17 protein-coding genes and 1 pseudogene are annotated in these 19234 nt (G+C 69.8%); 5 read left to right on the forward strand and 13 right to left on the reverse strand.

Annotated features, from left to right (window positions below):
* Positions 1 to 169 precede the first annotated feature (169 nt).
* The 5 genes and pseudogenes from WMF29_RS32335 to WMF29_RS32355 all read right to left on the reverse strand — a co-directional run.
* Complete coding sequence (locus WMF29_RS32335) at positions 170 to 1231, reverse strand: hypothetical protein (RefSeq protein WP_437323976.1); 1062 nt, start codon at positions 1229 to 1231, stop codon at positions 170 to 172.
* Positions 1228 to 3432: a hypothetical protein gene (locus WMF29_RS32340; protein WP_437323977.1), complete on the reverse strand. Its 2205-nt coding sequence runs from the start codon at positions 3430 to 3432 to the stop codon at positions 1228 to 1230. Before WMF29_RS32340 ends, WMF29_RS32335 begins: the two co-directional genes overlap by 4 nt.
* Positions 3429 to 4889: a hypothetical protein gene (locus WMF29_RS32345; RefSeq protein ID WP_437323978.1), complete on the reverse strand. Its 1461-nt coding sequence runs from the start codon at positions 4887 to 4889 to the stop codon at positions 3429 to 3431. Before WMF29_RS32345 ends, WMF29_RS32340 begins: the two co-directional genes overlap by 4 nt.
* Before the next feature lie 136 nt (positions 4890 to 5025).
* Positions 5026 to 5250, reverse strand: a complete 225-nt coding sequence (locus tag WMF29_RS32350; protein ID WP_437323979.1) for a hypothetical protein — start codon at positions 5248 to 5250, stop codon at positions 5026 to 5028.
* A gap of 45 nt (positions 5251 to 5295) precedes the next feature.
* Positions 5296 to 5499 (reverse strand): annotated as a pseudogene (locus WMF29_RS32355) (hypothetical protein); the annotation flags it as partial.
* 160 nt (positions 5500 to 5659) lie between these two features.
* Between WMF29_RS32355 and WMF29_RS32360 the strand changes: the two are divergent.
* On the forward strand, positions 5660 to 6478 hold the full coding sequence (locus WMF29_RS32360; protein ID WP_437323980.1) for a hypothetical protein: 819 nt from the start codon (positions 5660 to 5662) through the stop codon (positions 6476 to 6478).
* 682 nt (positions 6479 to 7160) lie between these two features.
* On the forward strand, positions 7161 to 7517 hold the full coding sequence (locus WMF29_RS32365) for a hypothetical protein (protein ID WP_437323981.1): 357 nt from the start codon (positions 7161 to 7163) through the stop codon (positions 7515 to 7517).
* An 82-nt stretch (positions 7518 to 7599) separates the two neighbouring features.
* On the opposite strand, the gene WMF29_RS32370 is transcribed toward WMF29_RS32365, so the two are convergent.
* Positions 7600 to 7785, reverse strand: coding sequence for a hypothetical protein (locus WMF29_RS32370; RefSeq protein ID WP_012238616.1), 186 nt, complete (start codon positions 7783 to 7785; stop codon positions 7600 to 7602).
* 107 nt (positions 7786 to 7892) lie between these two features.
* Positions 7893 to 8309 (reverse strand): RNA recognition motif domain-containing protein, encoded by a 417-nt coding sequence (locus WMF29_RS32375; protein WP_437323982.1) that lies wholly within the window; start codon positions 8307 to 8309, stop codon positions 7893 to 7895.
* Positions 8310 to 8716: 407 nt separating this feature from the next.
* On the opposite strand from WMF29_RS32375, the gene WMF29_RS32380 reads away from it, so the two are divergent.
* A complete protein-coding gene (locus tag WMF29_RS32380) occupies positions 8717 to 9001 on the forward strand; it encodes a cupin domain-containing protein (RefSeq protein ID WP_272094932.1) in 285 nt (94 codons plus the stop codon).
* Here the strand turns inward: WMF29_RS32380 and WMF29_RS32385 are convergent.
* Complete coding sequence (locus WMF29_RS32385) at positions 8983 to 9906, reverse strand: undecaprenyl-diphosphate phosphatase (RefSeq protein ID WP_437323983.1); 924 nt, start codon at positions 9904 to 9906, stop codon at positions 8983 to 8985. The two genes, WMF29_RS32380 and WMF29_RS32385, sit on opposite strands and share 19 nt — an antisense overlap.
* 1125 nt (positions 9907 to 11031) lie before the next feature.
* Between WMF29_RS32385 and WMF29_RS32390 the strand changes: the two genes are divergently transcribed.
* Complete coding sequence (locus tag WMF29_RS32390) at positions 11032 to 11640, forward strand: response regulator (protein WP_437331185.1); 609 nt, start codon at positions 11032 to 11034, stop codon at positions 11638 to 11640.
* Between the two features lie 96 nt (positions 11641 to 11736).
* On the opposite strand, the gene WMF29_RS32395 is transcribed toward WMF29_RS32390, so the two are convergent.
* Both WMF29_RS32395 and WMF29_RS32400 read right to left on the reverse strand, forming a co-directional pair.
* A complete protein-coding gene (locus tag WMF29_RS32395; RefSeq protein ID WP_437323984.1) occupies positions 11737 to 12231 on the reverse strand; it encodes a VOC family protein in 495 nt (164 codons plus the stop codon).
* 99 nt (positions 12232 to 12330) lie between these two features.
* Positions 12331 to 13167, reverse strand: a complete 837-nt coding sequence (locus WMF29_RS32400; RefSeq protein WP_437323985.1) for a helix-turn-helix domain-containing protein — start codon at positions 13165 to 13167, stop codon at positions 12331 to 12333.
* A 172-nt stretch (positions 13168 to 13339) separates the two neighbouring features.
* On the opposite strand from WMF29_RS32400, the gene WMF29_RS32405 reads away from it, so the two are divergent.
* Positions 13340 to 15739 carry an NACHT domain-containing protein gene (locus tag WMF29_RS32405; RefSeq protein WP_437323986.1) on the forward strand — a complete coding sequence of 800 codons (2400 nt, stop codon included), beginning with the start codon at positions 13340 to 13342 and terminating at the stop codon, positions 15737 to 15739.
* Here WMF29_RS32405 and WMF29_RS32410 read toward each other — a convergent pair.
* The 3 genes from WMF29_RS32410 to WMF29_RS32420 form a co-directional block, all read right to left on the reverse strand.
* On the reverse strand, positions 15645 to 16448 hold the full coding sequence (locus WMF29_RS32410) for an HNH endonuclease (RefSeq protein ID WP_437323987.1): 804 nt from the start codon (positions 16446 to 16448) through the stop codon (positions 15645 to 15647). The genes WMF29_RS32405 and WMF29_RS32410 overlap by 95 nt on opposite strands.
* A complete protein-coding gene (locus WMF29_RS32415) occupies positions 16408 to 17829 on the reverse strand; it encodes an AAA family ATPase (RefSeq protein WP_437323988.1) in 1422 nt (473 codons plus the stop codon). The genes WMF29_RS32410 and WMF29_RS32415 overlap by 41 nt, the downstream gene beginning before the upstream one ends.
* 133 nt (positions 17830 to 17962) lie before the next feature.
* Positions 17963 to 19084 (reverse strand): ADP-ribosylglycohydrolase family protein, encoded by a 1122-nt coding sequence (locus WMF29_RS32420; protein WP_437323989.1) that lies wholly within the window; start codon positions 19082 to 19084, stop codon positions 17963 to 17965.
* Positions 19085 to 19234: the final 150 nt, after the last annotated feature.

Below are 19234 nucleotides of genomic sequence, written 5' to 3' on the forward strand. Positions count from 1 at the left end.
AGCAGCGAATGGAAGTGCGAGAGCGGATGCCCACCCCCGGCCCGTGCTCGGCGCTTCGCGCCTGCGCGCGGTCCGCCCCTCCCTAATCGCGCGCTCCGCGCGCTCAGGGAGGGGTACGCCGTCTGGCAAGGGCCGAAGTCCGGAGAAGGGAGAACGTGCACGACCTGCGTCAGGACATGAGGCCGAGCACGAAGAGCGCATCGGCCCAGAGCGGCCAGAGCGTGCGGTAGGGGTGGGTGGCCAGAACGACGCCGCCGCTCGGCAGGCGACGAACGTGGAAGGGGGCGTGCTCTTCAAGGAAGCGGACGTGGCCGCGCGTCGTGATGTCTGCTCGCCAGGCGGGCGGGCCCTCGCCCTCGGCGGCCTCGTCGATCTGGCGGAGCAGATCCATGATCTCCTGCGCCTGGGGCTCGGCAGCACGCCATGCGTCGTCAGGCACCGCGGCCGCATCGAGCGCTTCGAGCAGCGTCGCCGGCGGCGTTGTGAGCGCCTTCAGCACGGTCTCGCGCGAGATCGAACGCGTGAGTTCGCTACCGCCTTTCATGGGCACGCGCGCGAAGTGCGGCGCGGCGTCGACCCGCGCGTGCAGCGCCTCCAGCGAAATGCCCGCGATGCGCGAGACGCTCTCCTTGTCGTGGATGCTCACCCAGGAGAGGGCGAGGTCGCGCGCGAGTTCCGCGGCGTTCGCATTGTAGGTCGCGCACATCTCGACCGGGGCGCGCCATTCCTGGTTGATCGTGCAGGCGCCGGTCGGCACACGCCCGCTCGCATCGGGTGCGCAGAGGCGAAGCAGCAGCTCCTCGATGTCACCCTGAACCATGTGGTAGGCGACCGCGGCCTCGGCCTTCACGGAGCGCGGGCCGTAGCTGCCCACGAGGATCTCAAAGGGGAAAAAATCCCACGCGCGTTCGCCCGCGGTCAAGCGGAGCGGGCCCCAAGGATGGCGACGCTCGCATTCGTCGGTGTAGCACTTGAGCTCGAATATCATGTCGCGTTCGGAATCGTTCAGCCTCATGCCGGAGAGGAGGTGAGCGTTGTTCGTTCCTCCGAAGTGGACGCGGATCATCGCGAGCACTTCGTCCACGGAGCGCGTCTCGCACCCCTCCTCGGAGCTCATCATCAGGCTGATGAGAGCCCCCGGGCTGACGAGCGCCGACAGCGCCGCGGCGAACGCGTCGAGCCGTCCTGCGTCGTCACACCACGCATAGAACCAAGGTTCTGATTCGCTCATAGCCGGATCACCATGATGATTTTGTCGGAGTCTATCAGGGTCACTCTCTTGCGCGTGCTTAAGTTGAACAGGTAGCCGTCCCGAACGATAATGTTTTCATCATCGAATTTCGCGCCCTGCTCCATGATGAGCTCGTACCGGGCCACGTCCCCATCCAGCCCCTTCTCCTTCAGCGCCTTCATCGCGTTCGTGAGTTGCTTGCGCACCTTGCTGACCGGGATCGTTCCGCCCTTCGCCTCGCTCACGATCAGTTGGTGCCCGCTGGATATCGACACGAAGTCGGGCGCCGCCCCCTCGCTGCCACCAGGGCTTGAGTGCTTTGGAATGCCGACCACCTCGCGCACGCCGTCATCGCCGACCCCGACGAGCGATCGGCCGTCGTCCACCAGGAACTTGGCCGCCTTCTTCTCGAAGATGTCCACCTCGAACTTGGTGATCGCCCCGGTGAGCGTCTTGTACCCCCGGACGCGGTTCGTCTTCACGATCTTGGCGAAAAACTCCTCGATCTCGGCGATCTCCCCGGCGACCCGGATCGCGGCCGGCCGCAGCCCGCTGCTGGTCTTGACCGCGCGCCACATCGGCCCGATCGCCGCGACCCCGAACCCCACCCCAGAGAAGATCCGCTCCTCGTCGCTGAGCTCTCGCCCCGACGGCAGGCAGAACGCCTTCCCGGTGACCGCCTCGCACAGGTCGAGCGCCGGCCCGACCACGGGCACGAACCCCACCCCGATGCGCGTCGTCGCGTGCACCAGCGTCTGCATCACCTCCGCGTACGCCTCGAAGCCCTCGCCGACCGTCGACATCGCCCCCGCGAACGCGCTGATCGTCTGGTAGAGCTGCGTCTGCTCCAGATCGAACCCGTCCCCTGTCCACAGGTTGAGGTTGTCCTTCATCTGGTCCGCAAGCGCATCGAACCGCGGCTTCAGCACCGTGTCCACCTGCACCCGCAGGTCCGCCGGCACCGGCGAATCCTCGAACCAGTCCGACGCATCCATGAACTGCCGCACGAACCCGGTGATCCGGTTCTGCGCCTTCAGGAACGCGTTGGTCTCCGCGAGAGACACGCCCATCCGGTCGCGCAGCGCGATCTCCAGCGCCGCGCTGTTGGCCCTCCACGCCCGCACGTTCGCCACGAAGTCCGCCCGGAGGACCACCACCCGGCCGCTGACGTCCGCCTCCAGCGCCGCGAGCACCGCGTCCGCGTACGCCGCGTAGGGATCCCGCCCCTCCTCGAACGCCCCGTCGACCCCCGCGACGTCCGGCACCTCGACCCACGGCACCTCGCTCTCCCCGAGCGCGTACGCTTGCGGGTCGTCCGGATCCCACCCCTCGGCGCGCGCGTCTTCCGTCGCCAGGTCCGCCACCTCGTCGGCCTGCGCGCCGAACTCGTCCATCAGCCGCGCGACCTCGTCCTCGAGATCGCTGACGCTCTTCTTCAGGTCGTCGACGAGCTGCTCCATCGCCGCGCGCGTCTCCGGCGCGACCGCGTCCTTGTACCGGTCCAGGATCGCCTCGAGGTCGGTCCGCGAGATCTCATCCAGCGGCCGGCTGACCAGGTCCTTCAGCTCGGTGTCGAGCTGCTGGAGCAGGTCCAGCTTCTCCGCCAGCAGGCCCACCGCCCGTGCGTTCGCCACGAGCGCCGCGCGCTCCTTGGCGATCTCGGCCAGCAGGATCTCGATGTCGCGCGCCAGCGCCGGGTTGACCTCCGCGAGGCTCAGGTCGAGGGTCGTGGCGCCGGAGAACGCCGTCCCGCTGCGCCGCACATGGAAGAGCGGCTTGTTCAGGCCGAGCGGCTCCGAGACGAGGCTCACAAGCTCGTGCGCGTCGGTGCACCAGTCGTCACCGCCAGCGTTCCGCACACCGAAGTGGAAGTCGTTCGCTCCGAACCGGAGCAGCACCGAGTCGAACTCCGCCTCCGCCTGGTGGCTTTGCGAGCCGTCATCGTGGGTCACCAGCGTGTCCGGAACCTCGTAGGTGGGGAGCGGCGTGTCGTTCACATGGAAGTACGTCCCTCCGTTGTGAGCGAGGAAAGGGGCCTCGCACGACGCGCTGGATTCCGTGCTAACCCAGTCCAGCCTGTACGGCGTGCCGGCCCACGCGAACGAGGGCGCCACCACCGCCAGCACCGTGACCAGCGCGACGAGCCTCTTGAACACCGCGGCGCTCCGGCCGTGCAGCGCAACGTCCTTGCAGCCTCTCATGTCCCCTCCGCGCCGCGCACGGCGGCGTCATACGCGATCGCGGCGCCCTTCACGTCCCCCGCGTCGAGCCTCGCCTGAGCCGCGTCGAGCTCCGCCGCGGCCATGCCCTTCTCCCGCAGCGCTGCGAGACCCGCCGCGATCTTCTGCGGCACCCCCGTCCTGAGCTCGGCCTCCGCGGCATCGAACCTTCCTCGAAGCTCCGTGCACCCGGCCTCACGCCAGGACGACCCCGCCGCTGCGCAGAGCGGTCGCAGCTGCGCCAGCGCCAGGAGCTCCCCGCACCGCTCGGCCAAGAGCGGCAGCCCGAGCTTCTCGCTCACCGGCGGCGCCGCCGAGAGCGCCGCGACCTGCGCGCGCGCACGCTGCTCGAAGGTGTCCGACGCCTTGCGCGTCCGCGACCCTGCGACGGCCTCGCGCGCCCCCTCGTCCATCTGCAGCACGCGGAGCGCCTGCCGGCGCAGCGCGATGCCGCCGAGCAGCGCCGCCGCGGTCGCGTCGCTCCGGGCGACCCGCGCCTTCACATAACCCAGCATCGCGTTCAGCGAGCGCAGCGCGCCCGAGGTCATGTCCGGCAGCACGGCGCTGTGCGTCGCGAGCAACTCCCCGTGCGGCGCCATCGCCTCGTCGAACGAGGCCGCGAAGACCTGGAGCGTCGCCGACCACCTCAGGATCTCCGCGGTGAGCTCACCGGGCGTGCGGCTCGCCTCGCGCGCCGCCGCGAGCACGGCCTGCTCCACGCCGTCGAGCCCGTCGATGTCCGACTGAGACGCCTGCGCCGAAAGCGCCGCGTACGCCGCCGTCTCCGCCGCCTCGGTCGCGCGGTACGCGGCGAAGCGCGCCGCGACGCCCGCGTATTTCGATCGCAGCGGCGCGACGTCGCTCCGGGCCTGGTCGAAGACCGCCTGCACGGCCGCCATCGCCTGCCGGTCGGCCGCGAGCGTGGCGGCGAGCGGCTCCCGCTCGGCGCTGGCCTTGTCGATCATTGCCGCCGTGAAGTTGCCGGCCGCGTCGACCGGCGCCTCCGCGAGCAGCACCCTCTGGCGGTCCCTCGCCTCGTCGAGTAGCCGTGCGAGCTTGCCCGCGAGCGTCGCCCGCAGCGACTCGGCGTTCCTCGCGTCGTCGCGCACGTATGCGATCGCCTCGTCGATGTGGCTGAACCAGACGCCGAGCGAGGTTTCGCTCGCGACGATCTCCTCCGGCGTCTTGTTGTTCGGCCAGGTGGCCCACACCTCGATGGGCAGAGCGCCGTCCTTCTCGGCCTGGGCCCACGCGGCGCCCGGTCCCACGTTCTCGCCCACGCAGTGCTCCTCGCCGCCCACCGAGGCCGCGCAGAAGCTCCCGAACGTGTCGTCCCCAAACTTCCACAAGCACCCGGCCGCCGTCGCGCCGAACGTCAGCGCGCCGATGGCCGCCGCAAGGATCGCCCTCCGTCGCGCCGGTCTGGATCTTTCGATCATGCTCATTGCCTCCACCCCGCGAAATTTCTCGCCCGCGCACGCTCGCTCGCCGATTTTCCAGAAGCAAGCGTCCCCACCAGAGCGCTAGGACATTGCTCGGCCGTGGATCGCGCCCCGAGCGCCAGGTTGTCTGTCCTCAATGCGCGGACAGTCGCCGAACCGGAGAGGTGTGCTTGGGGGTGCGTGGCGCCACCGCCTGCGGACCGGCCGCGGGGTCGAGGCGGACGCCGCTGAGCTCGTGCCCCTCGCCGGCGAGCTCCGCGAGCGAGGTCTCGGCGTCGTGCTCCTGGGGCGCCGCGCGGCTGTCCACATCGCCCCCAGCAGGCCCGCGGGCGCTCTCGTGGAGTTCCGGGCGTGCCACCGTCGGCGCCCTGTAACTACAGGGTTCGCCTGAAGTGTCGTGATCCTATTCAGGGAAACGCAACGTCTCGACCCGGGTGCCGTCCTCCCCCCGGATCTCTTCGCCAGACCAATCCCAGCTCACGCCGCCCTTTCCCGGCGGTCCGAGAGTATAGGTCACCCCCTCGAGCGTGAGCTGAGCTTCGCCGAGGTAGGCGATGCCGATCGAGTCGCCGCCGCGCCCGGGGCCGCCGTAGCCGCCATCGCCTCCTAGTACTACAGCCGCGGCTAGTGAGCCCGGGCCTGGGCGAGCGGCCGGTTGCCGCGGCGCCGGTAGCAACAGGCGCGAGCCTGCGCGCGCTTTCGGCGTCGCCACCTTAACGACGACCGGAGGTCTTGACCCGGGATACCTACGTTCATATCGGTCCACGATGGACCAAACGTTCGATGCTTCGATCTACGTTCGCGCTCCCATCATCAACATTGCCAATGGCGTGACCCTCGCCAACGCGCTGGTCGCAGCCTGTCCGGAGACGGCGCCGGAGAACGTCGCCAAGGCGTGTACGAAGCTGAAGGCCGCCGCGGAGGCAGGCCAGAAGGCGCTCACCACGCGCCGCCGTGTCAACGGGGCCCTGTCCGAGGACGATGTACGGGTGCTCGACCGGGAGGCCGATGCGAGCATCGGGGCGCTGCGCATGCGCCTCATCGCGACCTCGATGCTACCCGAGGGGCGCTTCCCGCAGGCGCGGCGCGCCGGAGAGCTGGTCAAAGAGCTCTTCGGCGACGACGGTCTCTCGTTCCTCACCGCCGAGTACCCCGTGCAGAACACGGTGATGGCCTCCATCGCCGCGCACATCGAGGAAGCGGGCCTGAAGCCCGAGATCGACGCGGTCGCCGGGCCCGAGTTCCTCGAGCAGATCGGCAATGTCCTGCCGCGCTACGACGCGATGGTGCGAGACAAGCTACAGAAAGAGACCGCCGCGACATCGAACCTCGCGACGTACGTGCGCGCCATCCAGTCCGCCATCGTCAGCTACGCGACCAAGGTCGCCGGCATGGTCGACGAGGACGAGCCCGAGACCGTCGAGTCCGTCCGGAAGGCCCTCCGCCCGCTCGACGTGCACCGCGAGGCCAGCGCCCGGAGGGCCCAGGGCGGCGCCAAGGGCGAGGCGACGAGCGGCGCCCCGGCCGCCTCCCCGGCGACCGGCGCGGGAGCCGACGGAGCCGGCGAGCTGACCGCGCCGGTCTGACACGGTCCCGGCGTCACCCTGTCGACGCTCACGATGGCTGCTGCTCGGTCGTGCAGGCCGGTCGCTGGCCCTCACGAGGATGAGCGGTCCCACTCGCGGTCCGTGATGGTCGGCCCAAGGCCGCGGCTGCCGCGGCCGGGTCACGCAGAGCTGCTCTCTGCAACTCTTCAGGTACACCACAACGCCGTCCTGCGGCAGCGGAAGCGCTCTCTGGCCATTCAACGGCACCCGAGCGACGTCTCTCTGGAGCACCGCACTCCTGTCGTGCGCACCAGCCCGTGCGCGCTCATCGCGATCGCCACAGTCCGCTCGACATCGGGCGATGTTCACGCGTCCTGCGAGCGCCCTGGTCGTCACGAGCAACCGTCATGACCGATGCGACCGATGTAACCGATGTGACCGATGTAACCGGTGTGACCGATGTAACCGATGTGACCGATGTGACCGGTGTAACGCATGTCGTTCCTGATCCAGGCGGTCTTCCGTCACGCTCTTTCGCTCTGGATGAGGCTGCGAATGCAGAGCGCCGACAGCGTGGAGAGCCCAGATTGTGCATGCGCCGACCGGTCGCCTGCGCTATACTGAACAGGGGCTAGGGGGATTGATATATTCCTGCCGGGCAGGACAGAGGTGATCGATGTATTCAGCGAATCGTCGCCGGAATATCGAGCGGGAGGAGCGCATGCTGCTCCGTGAGAAGCGGGAGCAGGCGGCCGGCAAGCTCCTTCAGAAGGTGCCGCAGCTCGCGAGCCTGAACCTGGAAATTCGTGAGACCCGGCCCAATTCGGCCATGAATGAGACGCAGTACATCCGCCGCGTCGTCGTCGAGCATGCGCATGCGCTGTTCGAAATGCCGTGCTCGTACTCTTCCTGTGACAACGGCGGCTACGACGTGACGCAGCAGATCCTGAGCAGCCTCGCTTCGCGCACGGCGCGGTTCGAGGGTGAATGCGCCTGTCGAGGGAGCTGTGGCGGCGAGTGCTGCTCCCGGGTCCTCCGCTACGTCGCCACGGCCACGTACCGTAGCCCGGAAGCGTAGGGCGAGAGCTTATCGCCCGGGACGGCGTACGTCTCGAGCGGCGGCCGGGGCGCTGTCCGCGCCTCGGCCCGCGCTGCGCGTTTCACTCGGTAATGGGAGGCTGTGGCCCCGGGACGATCCCTGCGATGTCCGGATCCTCGCCCGGTGTTCCGCCATCACCGGGGCCCTTTTCCTTGCGGCGCGCGAGGCGGTTCGCGTCTTTCTCGCGCTGCTTTTCCTGCCGAGCGCGTTCTTTTTGCCGCTTCATTGCTGCCTGTTTCTGCTGCATAGGGAGCCAGGCCTTTCAGCGCCACCGGGCGCGTTCTTCAGCACCTCGCGGTGCGTCCTGAAGGCGCAGGCGCGGCGCACGAGCGACGCCGCGCCGCGCCCGCGAGATCAGTACCGGTCGCCGCGACCGCCGCGGCCGCCGGAGCCGCCGCGACCGCCGCGGCCACCACCACCGCCGCCGCCGCCGCCGAAGCCACCACCGCCGCCGCCGAAGCCACCACCACCGCCGCCGCCGCCGCCGCCGAAGCCACCACCGCCGCCGCCGAAGCCGCGGGCCGGGCGCTCCTGCGCCTCGTTGACCTTGAGCGCGCGGCCATCCAGGACGGCGCCGTTCAGCTGCGAGATCGCGCTGTTCGCGGCCTGGGCCGAGCCCATGGTCACGAACGCGAAGCCACGCGGCTGCCCCGTCTCACGGTCGGTCGGCATCGCGATCTCACGGACCTCGCCGGCTGCGGCGAACGCGGACTCGAGGGTCTCGCGGGTGGTGCTGAACGAAAGGTTTCCTACGTAGAGACGATTTCCCATGCCATCCTGCTTTTTTTACGGCTTTCTGGTGCGCCACTGCGGCGCTCTCGGCCTGCCATCCGACGAAGCCGTAACGGATCGAACGGAGACGTGCCGCGCGGAACTCCCGCGCGGTCACACGGTGCGTCGTCCAGTCGTCCGAGCGAGCTGCAGGCTCCCTCACGCGAGGGAAGCGGGAAAGCGTCGTATCGAGGGCCAGGGACGTTCGTGAGAAGAAGCATCCTAGCCCGATGCGCCGTCGTTCGCAAGCGGGCCGTCCGTGGTGCACGGCGTGCAGGCCCCCGCGCGAGCGCGGACGCGCGGCGCCGGCCTCGACGAGGGCGGGCGCGCCTTGGTTCGGGCGTTCGGGCCATGCCGCTCCGGCGCTGACGTGGAAGATGTCCTGCGCCTCGGGCAAGATGGCGCGGATGGATACGGCGACTCGTGACGAGGTGCTGAAGCGCTGGCGCGCGCGCGGCTTCCACGGCGGGCTCTGGACCGATCCGCCCGGCCGCGTGTGGAGGGACTACGTTCACGACGAGGACGAGCTCTTGATGGTCCTCGAAGGCGAGCTCGAGCTCACGCTCGCCGGCACGACGATCGTGCCCCGCATCGGCGAGGAGATCGAGATCCGCGCCGGCGTGGTGCACACCGTCCGCAACCGGGGCGAGACGACGGCCCGCTGGCTCTACGCCTACGGGCGGCTCGGGTGACCGCCGGTACGGGCGAGGCCGTCCGCTGCGGCCGCGACGTCCCCCCGCGGCGCGGGTGAGGCCGCGGCGGCGCCGGCCTCGGCGGGGGCGGAGCGGCTCGCGAGCCAGAGCCAGAGGACCAGCGCGCCGAGCGCGACGCGGTACCAGCCGAACGGCGCGAGGCCATAACGCTTCAGATAACGCAGGAAGACCGCGATCACGAGCAGGGCGACGGCGAACGAGACGGCGAGCCCGACCACGAGCGCCACGATCCCGCCGGGGGCGTCGAGCAAGGCGCGGCCGTTCTTGACGAGATCGAAGACGGTCGCGGCGCCGAGCGTCGGGATGGCGAGGAGGAACGAGAACTCGGCGGCCGCGGCGGTGCTGAGGCCCGAGAGCTGCCCGCCGACGATGGTGGTCATCGAGCGGGACGCGCCGGGCCAGAGCGAGAAGCACTGCGCGAAGCCGATCGCGAGCGCGCGCTGGAGCGTGACGTCCTCGACGCGCGGAGCGCCCTGATCCGGCCGGCGGCGGCGGACCGACTCGACGCCGATCATCAGGAGGCCGCCGGCGATGAGCGCGACCGCGACGGGCCCCGGGCCGAACAGGTACGCCTTGATGGCCTTGTGGAAGAGCAGGCCGACCACGGCGGCGGGGAGAAACGCGAACGCGAGGGCGAGCGCGAGGCGGAGGCTGTCCGGATCCCGCCGGACCATGCCGCGCACGGTGGTCGAGAGGCGCTCGCGGAAATAGACGACGACCGCGAGGACCGCGCCGAGCTGGATCACGATATCGAGCGTCTTCGCCGCCTCGCTCTGGTGACCGAGCCACGCGCCGAGCAGGATGAGATGACCGGTGGACGAGACGGGAAGGAACTCGGTCAGGCCCTCGAGGACCCCGAGCAGGACGGCATCGAACCAGAACATTGCGCCGAGTCTACCCTCACGCGGGCCAGAGGTGCGCGAGAGCGCGCACGGGATCGCGCCGCGTGGCGGGATCGCGGCGCGGCGGCGGCGGCGCGATGGAGAGCGCCGGCCGTCGGCGCGAGATCCCGTGGGGGCAGGGCCCCCCGACCGCCGCGCCGCCAGCCACGCGGGCGAGCGGCGCCGGCGGCAGGGCGCGCCAGCGGGGCACGCTCGACCGCGCGGCGCGCGTCGTCCTCGCGGGGACGATCTCGCCGTCGATGGCCGCGCAAAGCGCGGAGAGCCGCGCGCCGCCGTGTTCGCGGCCGCGCGTGGAGGAAGCGGGAGAAAGCGTGGTAGTCGGCGCTCGCCTGGGCCAACGAGCGGAGAGGGCGCCGGCACAGCGGTAATCGCCGCAAACATCGCCCGCATCGAGCAGGAGCCGTTTCACGAGCCATCGCTTGACGGACTCAACAGGAGTGATCGAGGCGACCTGCCGGTCGCTGCCGCAGTTCGCCCCATGGCTCGACGCGGGCGATCGCACGGACTGACGCAAGCTGCAGAGCACGAAAACGCCAGCTCCACACGAACAGGGCAGCTGACACAGGGGAAGCCCCGACAGAAACAGGGAAGTCCCGATCAGCACGTAAGTGCCAGCCGTGCGAAACCGTGCGAAACCGTGCGAAGAAGAGAAGAAGGGCATCGCGAGTGCAGTAGCTCACACGATAGTCATGTGAAGATTCGAACAAGTTGCATTTGTTTCCGCCGTGCATCGCGACCGTGACCCGAGGCGCGCGCCCGCAGCCGCACTGAACTGGGCCGTTCGCGTTGCATCTTCGACGTCCCGAGTGCCTCCACGACACCGTCCAAGCAGGTCGAACGGAACTCGAGATCTTCGCGCTGGGCTGTCGAGAGAGCATGTTGCGCGGTTGACGCGAACAAACATCGTCGTGTACACCTCGATAGAAGAGGCCGTCGGCGCCGGGGGGTGCCGTGCAGGCCCTCGACACCACGCAAGCGCGCCCGCGCGACTCCGCGGCACAGCGGCAGGAGATGCGGGCCCGCCATCGTCGCAGGGAGGCAGCCACCGTGTCATCGACCGTAAGAGTCCATCGCACCTCTTCGCAGGGTCAGCACAGGGACGCCACGATCTCGTCTTCCCGACGAAAGTATTGCGTCCTCGTCGTCGACGACGACGAAAGGGCGCTGAGGTCCATTTCCGCGGTCCTCTCCGGGGACGTCGACGTCGTGGAATGTACGTCGGCGGAGCAGGCGCTCGTATTGCTCGAAGCCAGGGAGTTTCACCTGGTCTGCTCCGACGTGGTGATGCCTGGGATGAAAGGGGACGAGCTGCTCCGGAGGGTGGCGAACATGCCCGTGTACACCAGCTGTCTCCTCATCACCGGCGCCGAGGAGTACACGCGCTCGAAGGAGGCCGTGTATCACCACGTCCTGCTCAAGCCGTTCAATCCGGCCCGGCTCACGGCGCTCGTCCTTCAGCTGGCGCGCCTCACCGAGATGAAGCGCTCGGTCCACTCGATGGCGGACTCGCTCACGCCGACGGACGCCGGGAGCGAGCTCATGTCGTGCGGCTGGCCCGACGCCGGCATGGCGCCGGAGTCGTCGCAGGCGCCGAGATCCACGAAGCTGGAGGCCTGCGTGACGTGCGGCGCCACGCCGCACGATCTGCCGCATGAGCCCGAGCCGGCGAGGGCCGCCGCGTCCACGCTCCGGGCCCGGAAGCGATGGGCCCGGTGAGCCTGCTGCGGCGCCGCCCCGCGACCGGCGCGGGCTGCGGCGCGGCCGCGTAGTGGCGCGAGGCTGACGCGGCCGACGCAGCCGACGCGGCGCGGATCAGGCGCCGCTCGGGCCCTGCTCTTCCCACCACCTCGCCATGCGCACCTGCATCTCCTCGACCGAGACGTCCTCGATGAAGGCCGACAGGATCCACTGGTGCCCGAACGGGTCCTCGATCCTGCCCTCCCGCCGGCCGTAGAACTGGTCCGCGATCGGGTAGATGATCTTGGCCCCCGCCTCGACGGCGCGCGCGGCGACCGCGTCGGGGTCCTCGACGTTGAGCGCGAGGACGATCGGCGAGCCGCCGAGCGCCTTCGGGCCGCGCGCGTTCCACTGGGGGGCCTCGTCGGCGATGCTGACGATGGAGTCGCCGATCACGAGCTCGGCGCAGACGATGGCGCCGCCGAGCTTCGGGTCGGCGAGGCGCAGCTTCTCGGTCGCGCCGAACACCTTCTTGTAGAACGCGATGGCGTCGGGCGCGCCGGCGACGACGAGGTGCGGCACGACGGCGTGGTACGGGGGCGGGGCGATGGGGTGTGGTCGCTGGGTCATGGGCGAAGGATGCCCACGCGGCCGGAGCGGGTATTGTAAAAACATGCCGGCCGGCCGAGCCGGCCGAGCTGGGAGCGCCGGCTCGGCCAGCGCCAGTGGTCAGCCGCCGAGCGGTACATGGTTCCGCTCGCGGCGCCTCGTCACGTACTCGGTGGGCGTGAGGCCGGCGAACGCGCGGAAGTCGTGGATGAAGTGCGCCTGGTCGTAATAGCCGCACGCGGCCGCGACGCCCGCCCAGGAGACGCGCTCGCCGCGCTCGATCGCAGAGACCGCCTGCTGGAAGCGCTGCACACGGCAATAACGCTTCGGTGTGAGGCCGACGCGCTCGGTGAAGCTCCGGATGAACCGCTTCGAGCTCATCCCGAGCTGCCCTGTCACGTCGGCCACGGTCCACGCGCGGGACGGGTCCGCGAACGCGGCGAGCGCGAAGTCGACCGAGGGATCGCGCTCGATCGACGCGCGCGGCCGGAGAAGGCGCGCTGCGAGGGCGGACTCGAGCGCGCGGAGCCTCTCCTCGGGGGTCTTCGCCTCGAGCACGCGCTCGCGGACGAGGGCGGCCTCGCGCCCCCACAGCGCGTCGAGCGAGACGTGGGCGCCGCCGAGCTCCCCGGCGTCCGGGCCGAAGAACGGGGCCGCGCCGCCCGGGGAGAGCTCCGCGCCCACGATCGCGCGCTGCTCCGCCGAGTCGATGGCGAAGTGCTCGGCGTGGGCGCCGCAGACGGCGATGCCGGAGAGGCGGTGGCAGCGAGCGGCGCCGTCCTCGGCAGCGTTGTCGTACCAGCGCAGCTCGTCCTCGGCGAGGTTGATGAGGAGGCTCATGGCGCCGCTCGGGAGCACGCGCTCCAGCAGGTCGGGGAGCTCGGGGGCGGCGTAGTACCAGAGCAGGCGGACGAAACGGCCGAGTGGAGGAGGCGGGGTGTACGTGACGAAGCGCATGGGCGGCCCGTGGAGAAGCATGCCACGGACGGAGCATCGGGGGGCCGAGGAGGTCGTTCCGGGCGCGTCGTGTGGCCGGGGAACGTGATCGGGTGCAAGGCGGTGCTCTGCGGCTGGACGGTGAGGAAGGCGATCTCTAGGATGCCGGCTCGTGCCGGCGGCTGGGCGACAGGTGAAGACCAGGACGGGGCAGGGCAAGACCGCCGGGGCGAAGCGCCGGTCCGAGGCGGAGCGCGCGGCGGAGTCACCCGAGGCGTTGCTCGACAGGATCTTCGCCGAGGTGCCGGATACCCTTCAGGCGAGCGACAGCTTGCCCGAGGTGGTCCGCAAGAACCGGCGAGAGCGGGCACGGCGGCGGCTGCTCGATGCGCTCGCGGCGCGCGGGCCTTACCCGGTCCCGGAGGGGCTGCGCGGTGAGCTGCGCGCGCTGGTAGAGCGGTGGGGGCAGAAGGGCTTCGAGGATGCCTTTCCGGATGCGGATGCGTTCGAGATCCGGTGCGCCGAAGAGCGCGCCGTGCTCGATGCAGCGGCCCGAGGCGACGACGAGGCGCGCTTCGCGGCCGCGGAGCGCGCCTACCGGCGGGGGATCGAGGCGAGGTACGGACAGATCGAGATCCGCGGACTCCAGCTCAGTGCGCGCGTCCGGCAAGATCTCGAGATCGCCTATGTTCCGCTGCACGTCGAGGAGCCGTCCGATGCGCTGCCCGCGGCGAAGCCCAAACGGGCGGCTGGCAGGCGGCCAAAGGGCGGAGCGAAGACGGCGGACGTCAAGGCGGCCACCGCCATGCTGCGCGCGCTGGAACGGCCTCGCGTGCTCGCGACGGATGCGCTCGTGCACCATCCACGGCTCCTGATCGTCGGCGAACCGGGCAGCGGCAAATCGACGCTCCTCGCGTACCTAGCCACGCGCGCCGCTCGGGACGAGCTGGCGCTATCGACCCAAGAACCCGATCTGGAGTCGATTCCGTTCCTCATGCCGGTGCGAGCACTTCACGAAGTCGCGGCAAGCCCGGAGTGGATCGCTTGCGCTGCTGACGCGGAACCCTGGTTCGTGGAAGCTGCGCTCCGACGCCGTCGAGCGTTGCTCCTCGTCGATGGCCTGGATGAAGCACGGACGCAGGTGGCAGGGAAGGTGCTCCCTACCCTCACGGCGATGCTCGACGCATATCCGGGGACCTCGATGGTCGTCACGACGAGGCCGGTCGCCGCTCCTGGCAAGGACGAGGCTGCCTCCAGGGGCTTCGCGCGCGCACGCCTCTTGCCCATGATACGTGACGAAGTCGGCGTCTTCATCGATCGATGGTGTCTGGCCGCCGAGCTGAGCCTCAACAAGCCGCGCGGACAGGCCGAGATCGACGGCCGCGCCGCCGCAGACGACCTGAAAGAGCGGGTGCGAGCGAGCCGGGCGATCGAGAAGCTCGCGCAGACTCCCCTCCTCTGCTCGGTCATCTGCGTTGTCCACCGGTTCCTCGGGCAGCGGATCCCGGAGCGCCGGGTCGCCCTGTACGAGGCGATCACCAACGTCTTGCTCTACGAGTGGGACCGGGCCAAATTCGCGGAGGGCGCCGCCATCGGCAAGCTCGACGCCCACGCGAAGCGCGCCCTGCTCGCCCGGTTGGCGCTCTCGATGCACAGGGCGCGCGTGGCGGAGCTGCCCGCATCGGAGGTCGTAGAGAGGCTCGCGGCTCACCTGCCGGATCTCGGTCGGCCGGAAGAGGAGGCTGCTGAGATCGTGGCCGAGATCCGCGACCGCAACGGCGTGCTCGTGGAGCGGGCGCCGGGCTCCTTCGCGTTCTCGCACCTGACGTTCCAGGAGTACCTCGCAGCGATGGAGCTGGTGAATGCGCGCGCCTACGGCGAGCTGCTGCGCAACTACAAGGACAAATGGTGGCACGAGGTCATCGTCCTTTCAGCCGGGTTTCCAGGGGCGCACGCTGACCGGATCATCCGCGGGTTGCTCGACAAAGACGGCGATGAAGTGGCTGAAGGCACGATGCTCGCGGCGCAATGTGCCGAGACGGCCATCGAGGTGAAGCAATCGCTGCGGAAGGAGATCGAATTGCGCGTGGCGAGGCTGGTTCCACCAGCGAGCCCCGTAGATTTCCAGACTCTGCTTGACCTCGACGAAGTCGCTGGGCCGGTGCTCGTTCGCTCGCTCGACAAGGCGAGCACGGAAGGCAAGGCGTCGATCATCTTTCTACTCGCCATGATTCGATACGAGCCAGCGACGAGGGCAATCTTGAAGCTCCTCAAGGATCCGAGTCAAACAGATCGCCCATTTGCCGACTATCAAGAAATGACCGCTTTAAGCTACACCCTTGCCGAATGCGCCGCATTCTTCATGGAGTGCCTGATCGAGGTCTCAGACGCAGCGTTCTCCGCATCACTCGACGCCATCCCCTCGGCCGACCCAAGCGCCATTGAATATCTGCGGGCTCGCAGGGACAAGGAGAAAGACGTCCGAGAGCGCTACAAGCTCAGCCTGCTCGTCGCGCGCGCCGAGGCCGCGGACGCAAAGTCGTCGCTTTCTTCCGCGTCGCCTTCGCCCAGGCGCGCCGCACGTTCTGGTTGATCGCTTCGGAGAACTCGTCGGGGCCGTCGATCAATAGTTTCTCGAGTGGAAAGCCGGGACGGCCTATTAACGGAACAACGTACTTGAGGTATCTCTCGATCGCCTTTCCCCGGTGCCAAGTGAGCCAGTCCCGCCTTAAATCGAGGTCCTCGATCGTGCGCTTCGCCTGCTCATCTCCCTCACGGGCCCTGATCGCGCCGCTCCTCATAAACACGAAACGGCTACCCGGCTCGCCGTCGTCGGGCCGGACGTATCCCCCGCTCGGCCACGCGTCGCCCTTGGCCACGTTGCACCCCATGCAGGCAAGGAAGTAGTTGTTCCAGTCGTATGCGTGTGCGGGGAAGCGCGCCTTGGGGCGAAAGTGATCGACCTGCCCGGGCGGCCTTTCCTTGCCTCTTGTCCCGGGGTGCGTCGAGCTGACCGGTGACTGGCAGTAGGCGCAGAAGCCCTGCGACATCGCCGCGATAGCCGTCCGCACGCAGGCCTCGGCGCGCCACACCGGAGGGAAGTCCCGCTTCCCCTTCCGGTTGGCTGGCAGCACGTCCGGCGCGTAGGACGTGAACCCCCTCTTGCGCTTCGCCCCTTGCTCGGCGAGCTTCTCGAAGGCCTTCGCCTTCTTCCAGAACGCCGCCGCATCCGGGAACGCCGCGTCGACCGTCTCTCGCCAGTCAGCGGGCGCTTCGACGCCTTCTCGCCGGAGCCGGATCATCCCGTTTTTTTCCCTTCTCAGAGAGCTGTAAGTCCAGTTGCTTCAGCAGCGCGATCTGCGTCCGCGCGATCCCGGACAGAAGCGGGCCATTGCCCTCACGCTCCTCCTCCCGCGCAAGCACGCCTTGGAGCTCATCCAGGTGCTTGAGCAGCGTCTGCCGGTCGCGCGCCGTCGCCGTGCCGTCCTCCACCTTCCGTGTCAGCACGGCGGCCTTCTTCTCCAGCGCCTCGTACGTCGGCGAGAGGCGTGACGGAACATTAAAGACAGCGTCATCGACCATCACCGAGTCGACCTCGGCACCGTCGAGCCGCTCCAGATCGCCCTTCGTCAGCCGCCGCACGGTCGTGCCCTCGCCCGGTTTCTCGTCCAGCACGAGGACCGCGATCGCGCGCTCCTTGTCGTCGATGGCGGCCTGCACCACCGCGGGCGAGTGCGTGGTCAGCACAAAGCGCGTGCCCGGAAACAAGCTCGTGAGCTGGTCGATGATCCGCCGCTGCCAGCGCGGGTGGAGGTTGAGGTCGACCTCGTCGATGGCCACCATCGCCTCGCCAGCGAGCGGATCGTCGAGCGCGGAGAAGGTCTGCGCGTAGCGGATCGCGAGATCCAGCACGACCGAAAGCATCGCGCGGTACCCGTCGGAGAGCTCGATGATCGAGAGCGAGACGCCCCCGCGGCGGAACGCCACCACCCGGCGCCCTTCCTGCTCGACGATCTCCACGTCTTCGATGCGCGTGTCGAGCCCCATGAGCCACGCGCGAAGCCGCTTCCAGACCACCAGCGCTGTGGGATCGTACTCTCCCCGCTCCTCCAGGAGCGCGACGTACGCGGCGAGGTCCCGGAAGAGGTACTCGTCGAAATCGGTCAGCGTGCGCGTGGCCTGGCGTCGCAGCGCGTCTTCGAGGTGAGCGGGAAGCGCGCGGGCCAGCGCCTGCTCCCACTCCGGACCGAGGAGCGCGGGCCCGGTCGCCTGGCGTGGCCTGACCGGCGGGCGCAGGGCGCGATACTGCCCATAACCGAAGATGTGGTGCCCGCGTGGGAGCCGCGCGCGCTCGGAGCGCCCTGCCCCATCGGTCCAGCGCGCGATCGGCTCTGCGCCAGCGCCGTAGAGCGCGATCGACCCCGCTGACTCGCCATGGCCGTGGCGCAGCGGAAACTGATCGAGCCCCTCGCCGTCGCCGGGCGCGAGCGATGCGAGCGCCTCGACGATGCTCGTCTTGCCGGAGCCGTTCTGCCCGATGATGACCGTGACCTGCGCCCCGAGCGGCACCTCGCTGCGCACGAAGCACCGGACGTTCTCGAGGACGAGCCGAGATCTACTGGCGGTGCCAGCTCCCGCCGAGGGCACGGGCGGTGACTTGCTCTGCTTGCGACGCGTCGTCACGCGCCAACTATAGCCAGAAGCATCGCAAAGGGCGCGCTTCCCGGTGTAGCTTCAGTGAGCCAGGGCGCGCTCAGCGGCGCATGTGCTCGAGGCCGCGTCGTGCGTGCATTACCGGCACGGCCTTCTTCCCGTTTCAATAGGGCGGCAGCATCCTCCGGAGTCCGTGGCCCAGCGCCAGCACCAGGAAAACTAGGTTGCGCAACGGCAATACCGGCCAGAAGAGGCCGAGAGGCCCTTCCGCTCGGGCGCTTCGCTCCTCCCCCGGCGCGGCCCCCTCCCCGGGCTCGCCCCGGAAACACCGCGCGAGCCGCGCGCCGAGCCGCCGCATCCACGCGACCGACCGTGGGAAATCGGCGATCCCGTCGAGCCACGCGCCAGGGATCCCGCGCGCTCCCAGCGTCGCGCCCGCGAGGCCGCCGACGATCGCCCCCGTGCTGTCGGCGTCGCCGCCGAGCAGGATCACGTCCTCCACCGCGCGGCGGAAATCGCCCGGGTGCGCGAGCCAGCAGAACAGGGCCGCTGGAACGGTGTCCACGATGAAGCCGCTCACGCCCTGATGGAGGCCTATCGCTGCGGCGAAGTCCTCCGCCGAGGCGCGCCGGCCCAGGAGCTCCGCCGCGCGGTCGAGCCTGCGGCGGAGCTCCTCGTCCGCCACCCGCTCGCGGAGCAGCGCGAGCAGCTCGGCCGGGTTCACCTGCTCTGGCGTGCGCACGGCGGCATACGCGGCCGCGAGGGCGATGATCTGCGCCCCCTCCTCGGCGCGCGGATCGGTGTGCGTGAGGCGCGTGGACGCGCGCACCATGGGCTCGATGCGCGACGGCGTGAGCGCGAGCACCGCGCCAAGGATCGGCGCGCGCATCGCGGCGCCGTTGCCCGCGGAGAAGACGCCGCTCCTCTCCGGAGAGAACCCGAGCCACAGCTTGAGGATCGCCCGCAAGGTGGCGTAACCGACGCCCGCCGGCAGCGAGGCGAGCCAGCCGCGGAGCTGCCACGCGAGCGCCCGCGCGAACCGCGCCGCGTCCCCCGGCGCGGCCAGGAGGGCCTGGGCCGTCATGCACGCGTGCTCGGCGTCGTCGCTGATCATCCCGCGGCCGAGCACGAAGCGGTGCTCGATCGGCGACGCGCCGAAAAGGCGGGCGGCGCGCCGGCGCGACAGGCCCTCTCTGGGCAGGCCGAGCGCGTCGCCGACCGCCGTCCCAAGGAGGACGCCGGCGAGGCGGTCCTCGCGATCGATGGGTATCGTCTCGATGGGCATGCGAGCGCGCGCTTCACGTTCCGTGCCCGGAGAGCGCAGCGGAGATCCGCGCCGCCAGGCGCCGCTGCCAGGGCGCCTGGCCTGCCAGGATGGCAGTCCCTCAACACGATGATCGACACCGTGTCGCGAGAGCCGCGGTAACCCGCTCCG

This window comes from Sorangium sp. So ce381 (assembly GCF_051473845.1).
Classification (GTDB): domain Bacteria; phylum Myxococcota_A; class Polyangia; order Polyangiales; family Polyangiaceae; genus Sorangium; species Sorangium atrum.

Excerpts from the sequence above, each read along its gene's own strand:
- WMF29_RS32335 (WP_437323976.1), bottom strand. The coding sequence starts at position 1,231 with ATGAGCGAATCAGAACCTTGGTTCTATGCGTGGTGTGACGACGCAGGA.
- WMF29_RS32340 (WP_437323977.1), bottom strand. The coding sequence starts at position 3,432 with ATGAGAGGCTGCAAGGACGTTGCGCTGCACGGCCGGAGCGCCGCGGTG.
- WMF29_RS32345 (WP_437323978.1), bottom strand. The coding sequence starts at position 4,889 with ATGATCGAAAGATCCAGACCGGCGCGACGGAGGGCGATCCTTGCGGCG.
- WMF29_RS32360 (WP_437323980.1), top strand. The coding sequence starts at position 5,660 with ATGGACCAAACGTTCGATGCTTCGATCTACGTTCGCGCTCCCATCATC.
- WMF29_RS32365 (WP_437323981.1), top strand. The coding sequence starts at position 7,161 with ATGCTGCTCCGTGAGAAGCGGGAGCAGGCGGCCGGCAAGCTCCTTCAG.
- WMF29_RS32370 (WP_012238616.1), bottom strand. The coding sequence starts at position 7,785 with ATGCAGCAGAAACAGGCAGCAATGAAGCGGCAAAAAGAACGCGCTCGG.
- WMF29_RS32375 (WP_437323982.1), bottom strand. The coding sequence starts at position 8,309 with ATGGGAAATCGTCTCTACGTAGGAAACCTTTCGTTCAGCACCACCCGC.
- WMF29_RS32380 (WP_272094932.1), top strand. The coding sequence starts at position 8,717 with ATGGATACGGCGACTCGTGACGAGGTGCTGAAGCGCTGGCGCGCGCGC.
- WMF29_RS32385 (WP_437323983.1), bottom strand. The coding sequence starts at position 9,906 with ATGTTCTGGTTCGATGCCGTCCTGCTCGGGGTCCTCGAGGGCCTGACC.
- WMF29_RS32395 (WP_437323984.1), bottom strand. The coding sequence starts at position 12,231 with ATGACCCAGCGACCACACCCCATCGCCCCGCCCCCGTACCACGCCGTC.
- WMF29_RS32400 (WP_437323985.1), bottom strand. The coding sequence starts at position 13,167 with ATGCGCTTCGTCACGTACACCCCGCCTCCTCCACTCGGCCGTTTCGTC.
- WMF29_RS32410 (WP_437323987.1), bottom strand. The coding sequence starts at position 16,448 with ATGATCCGGCTCCGGCGAGAAGGCGTCGAAGCGCCCGCTGACTGGCGA.
- WMF29_RS32420 (WP_437323989.1), bottom strand. The coding sequence starts at position 19,084 with ATGCCCATCGAGACGATACCCATCGATCGCGAGGACCGCCTCGCCGGC.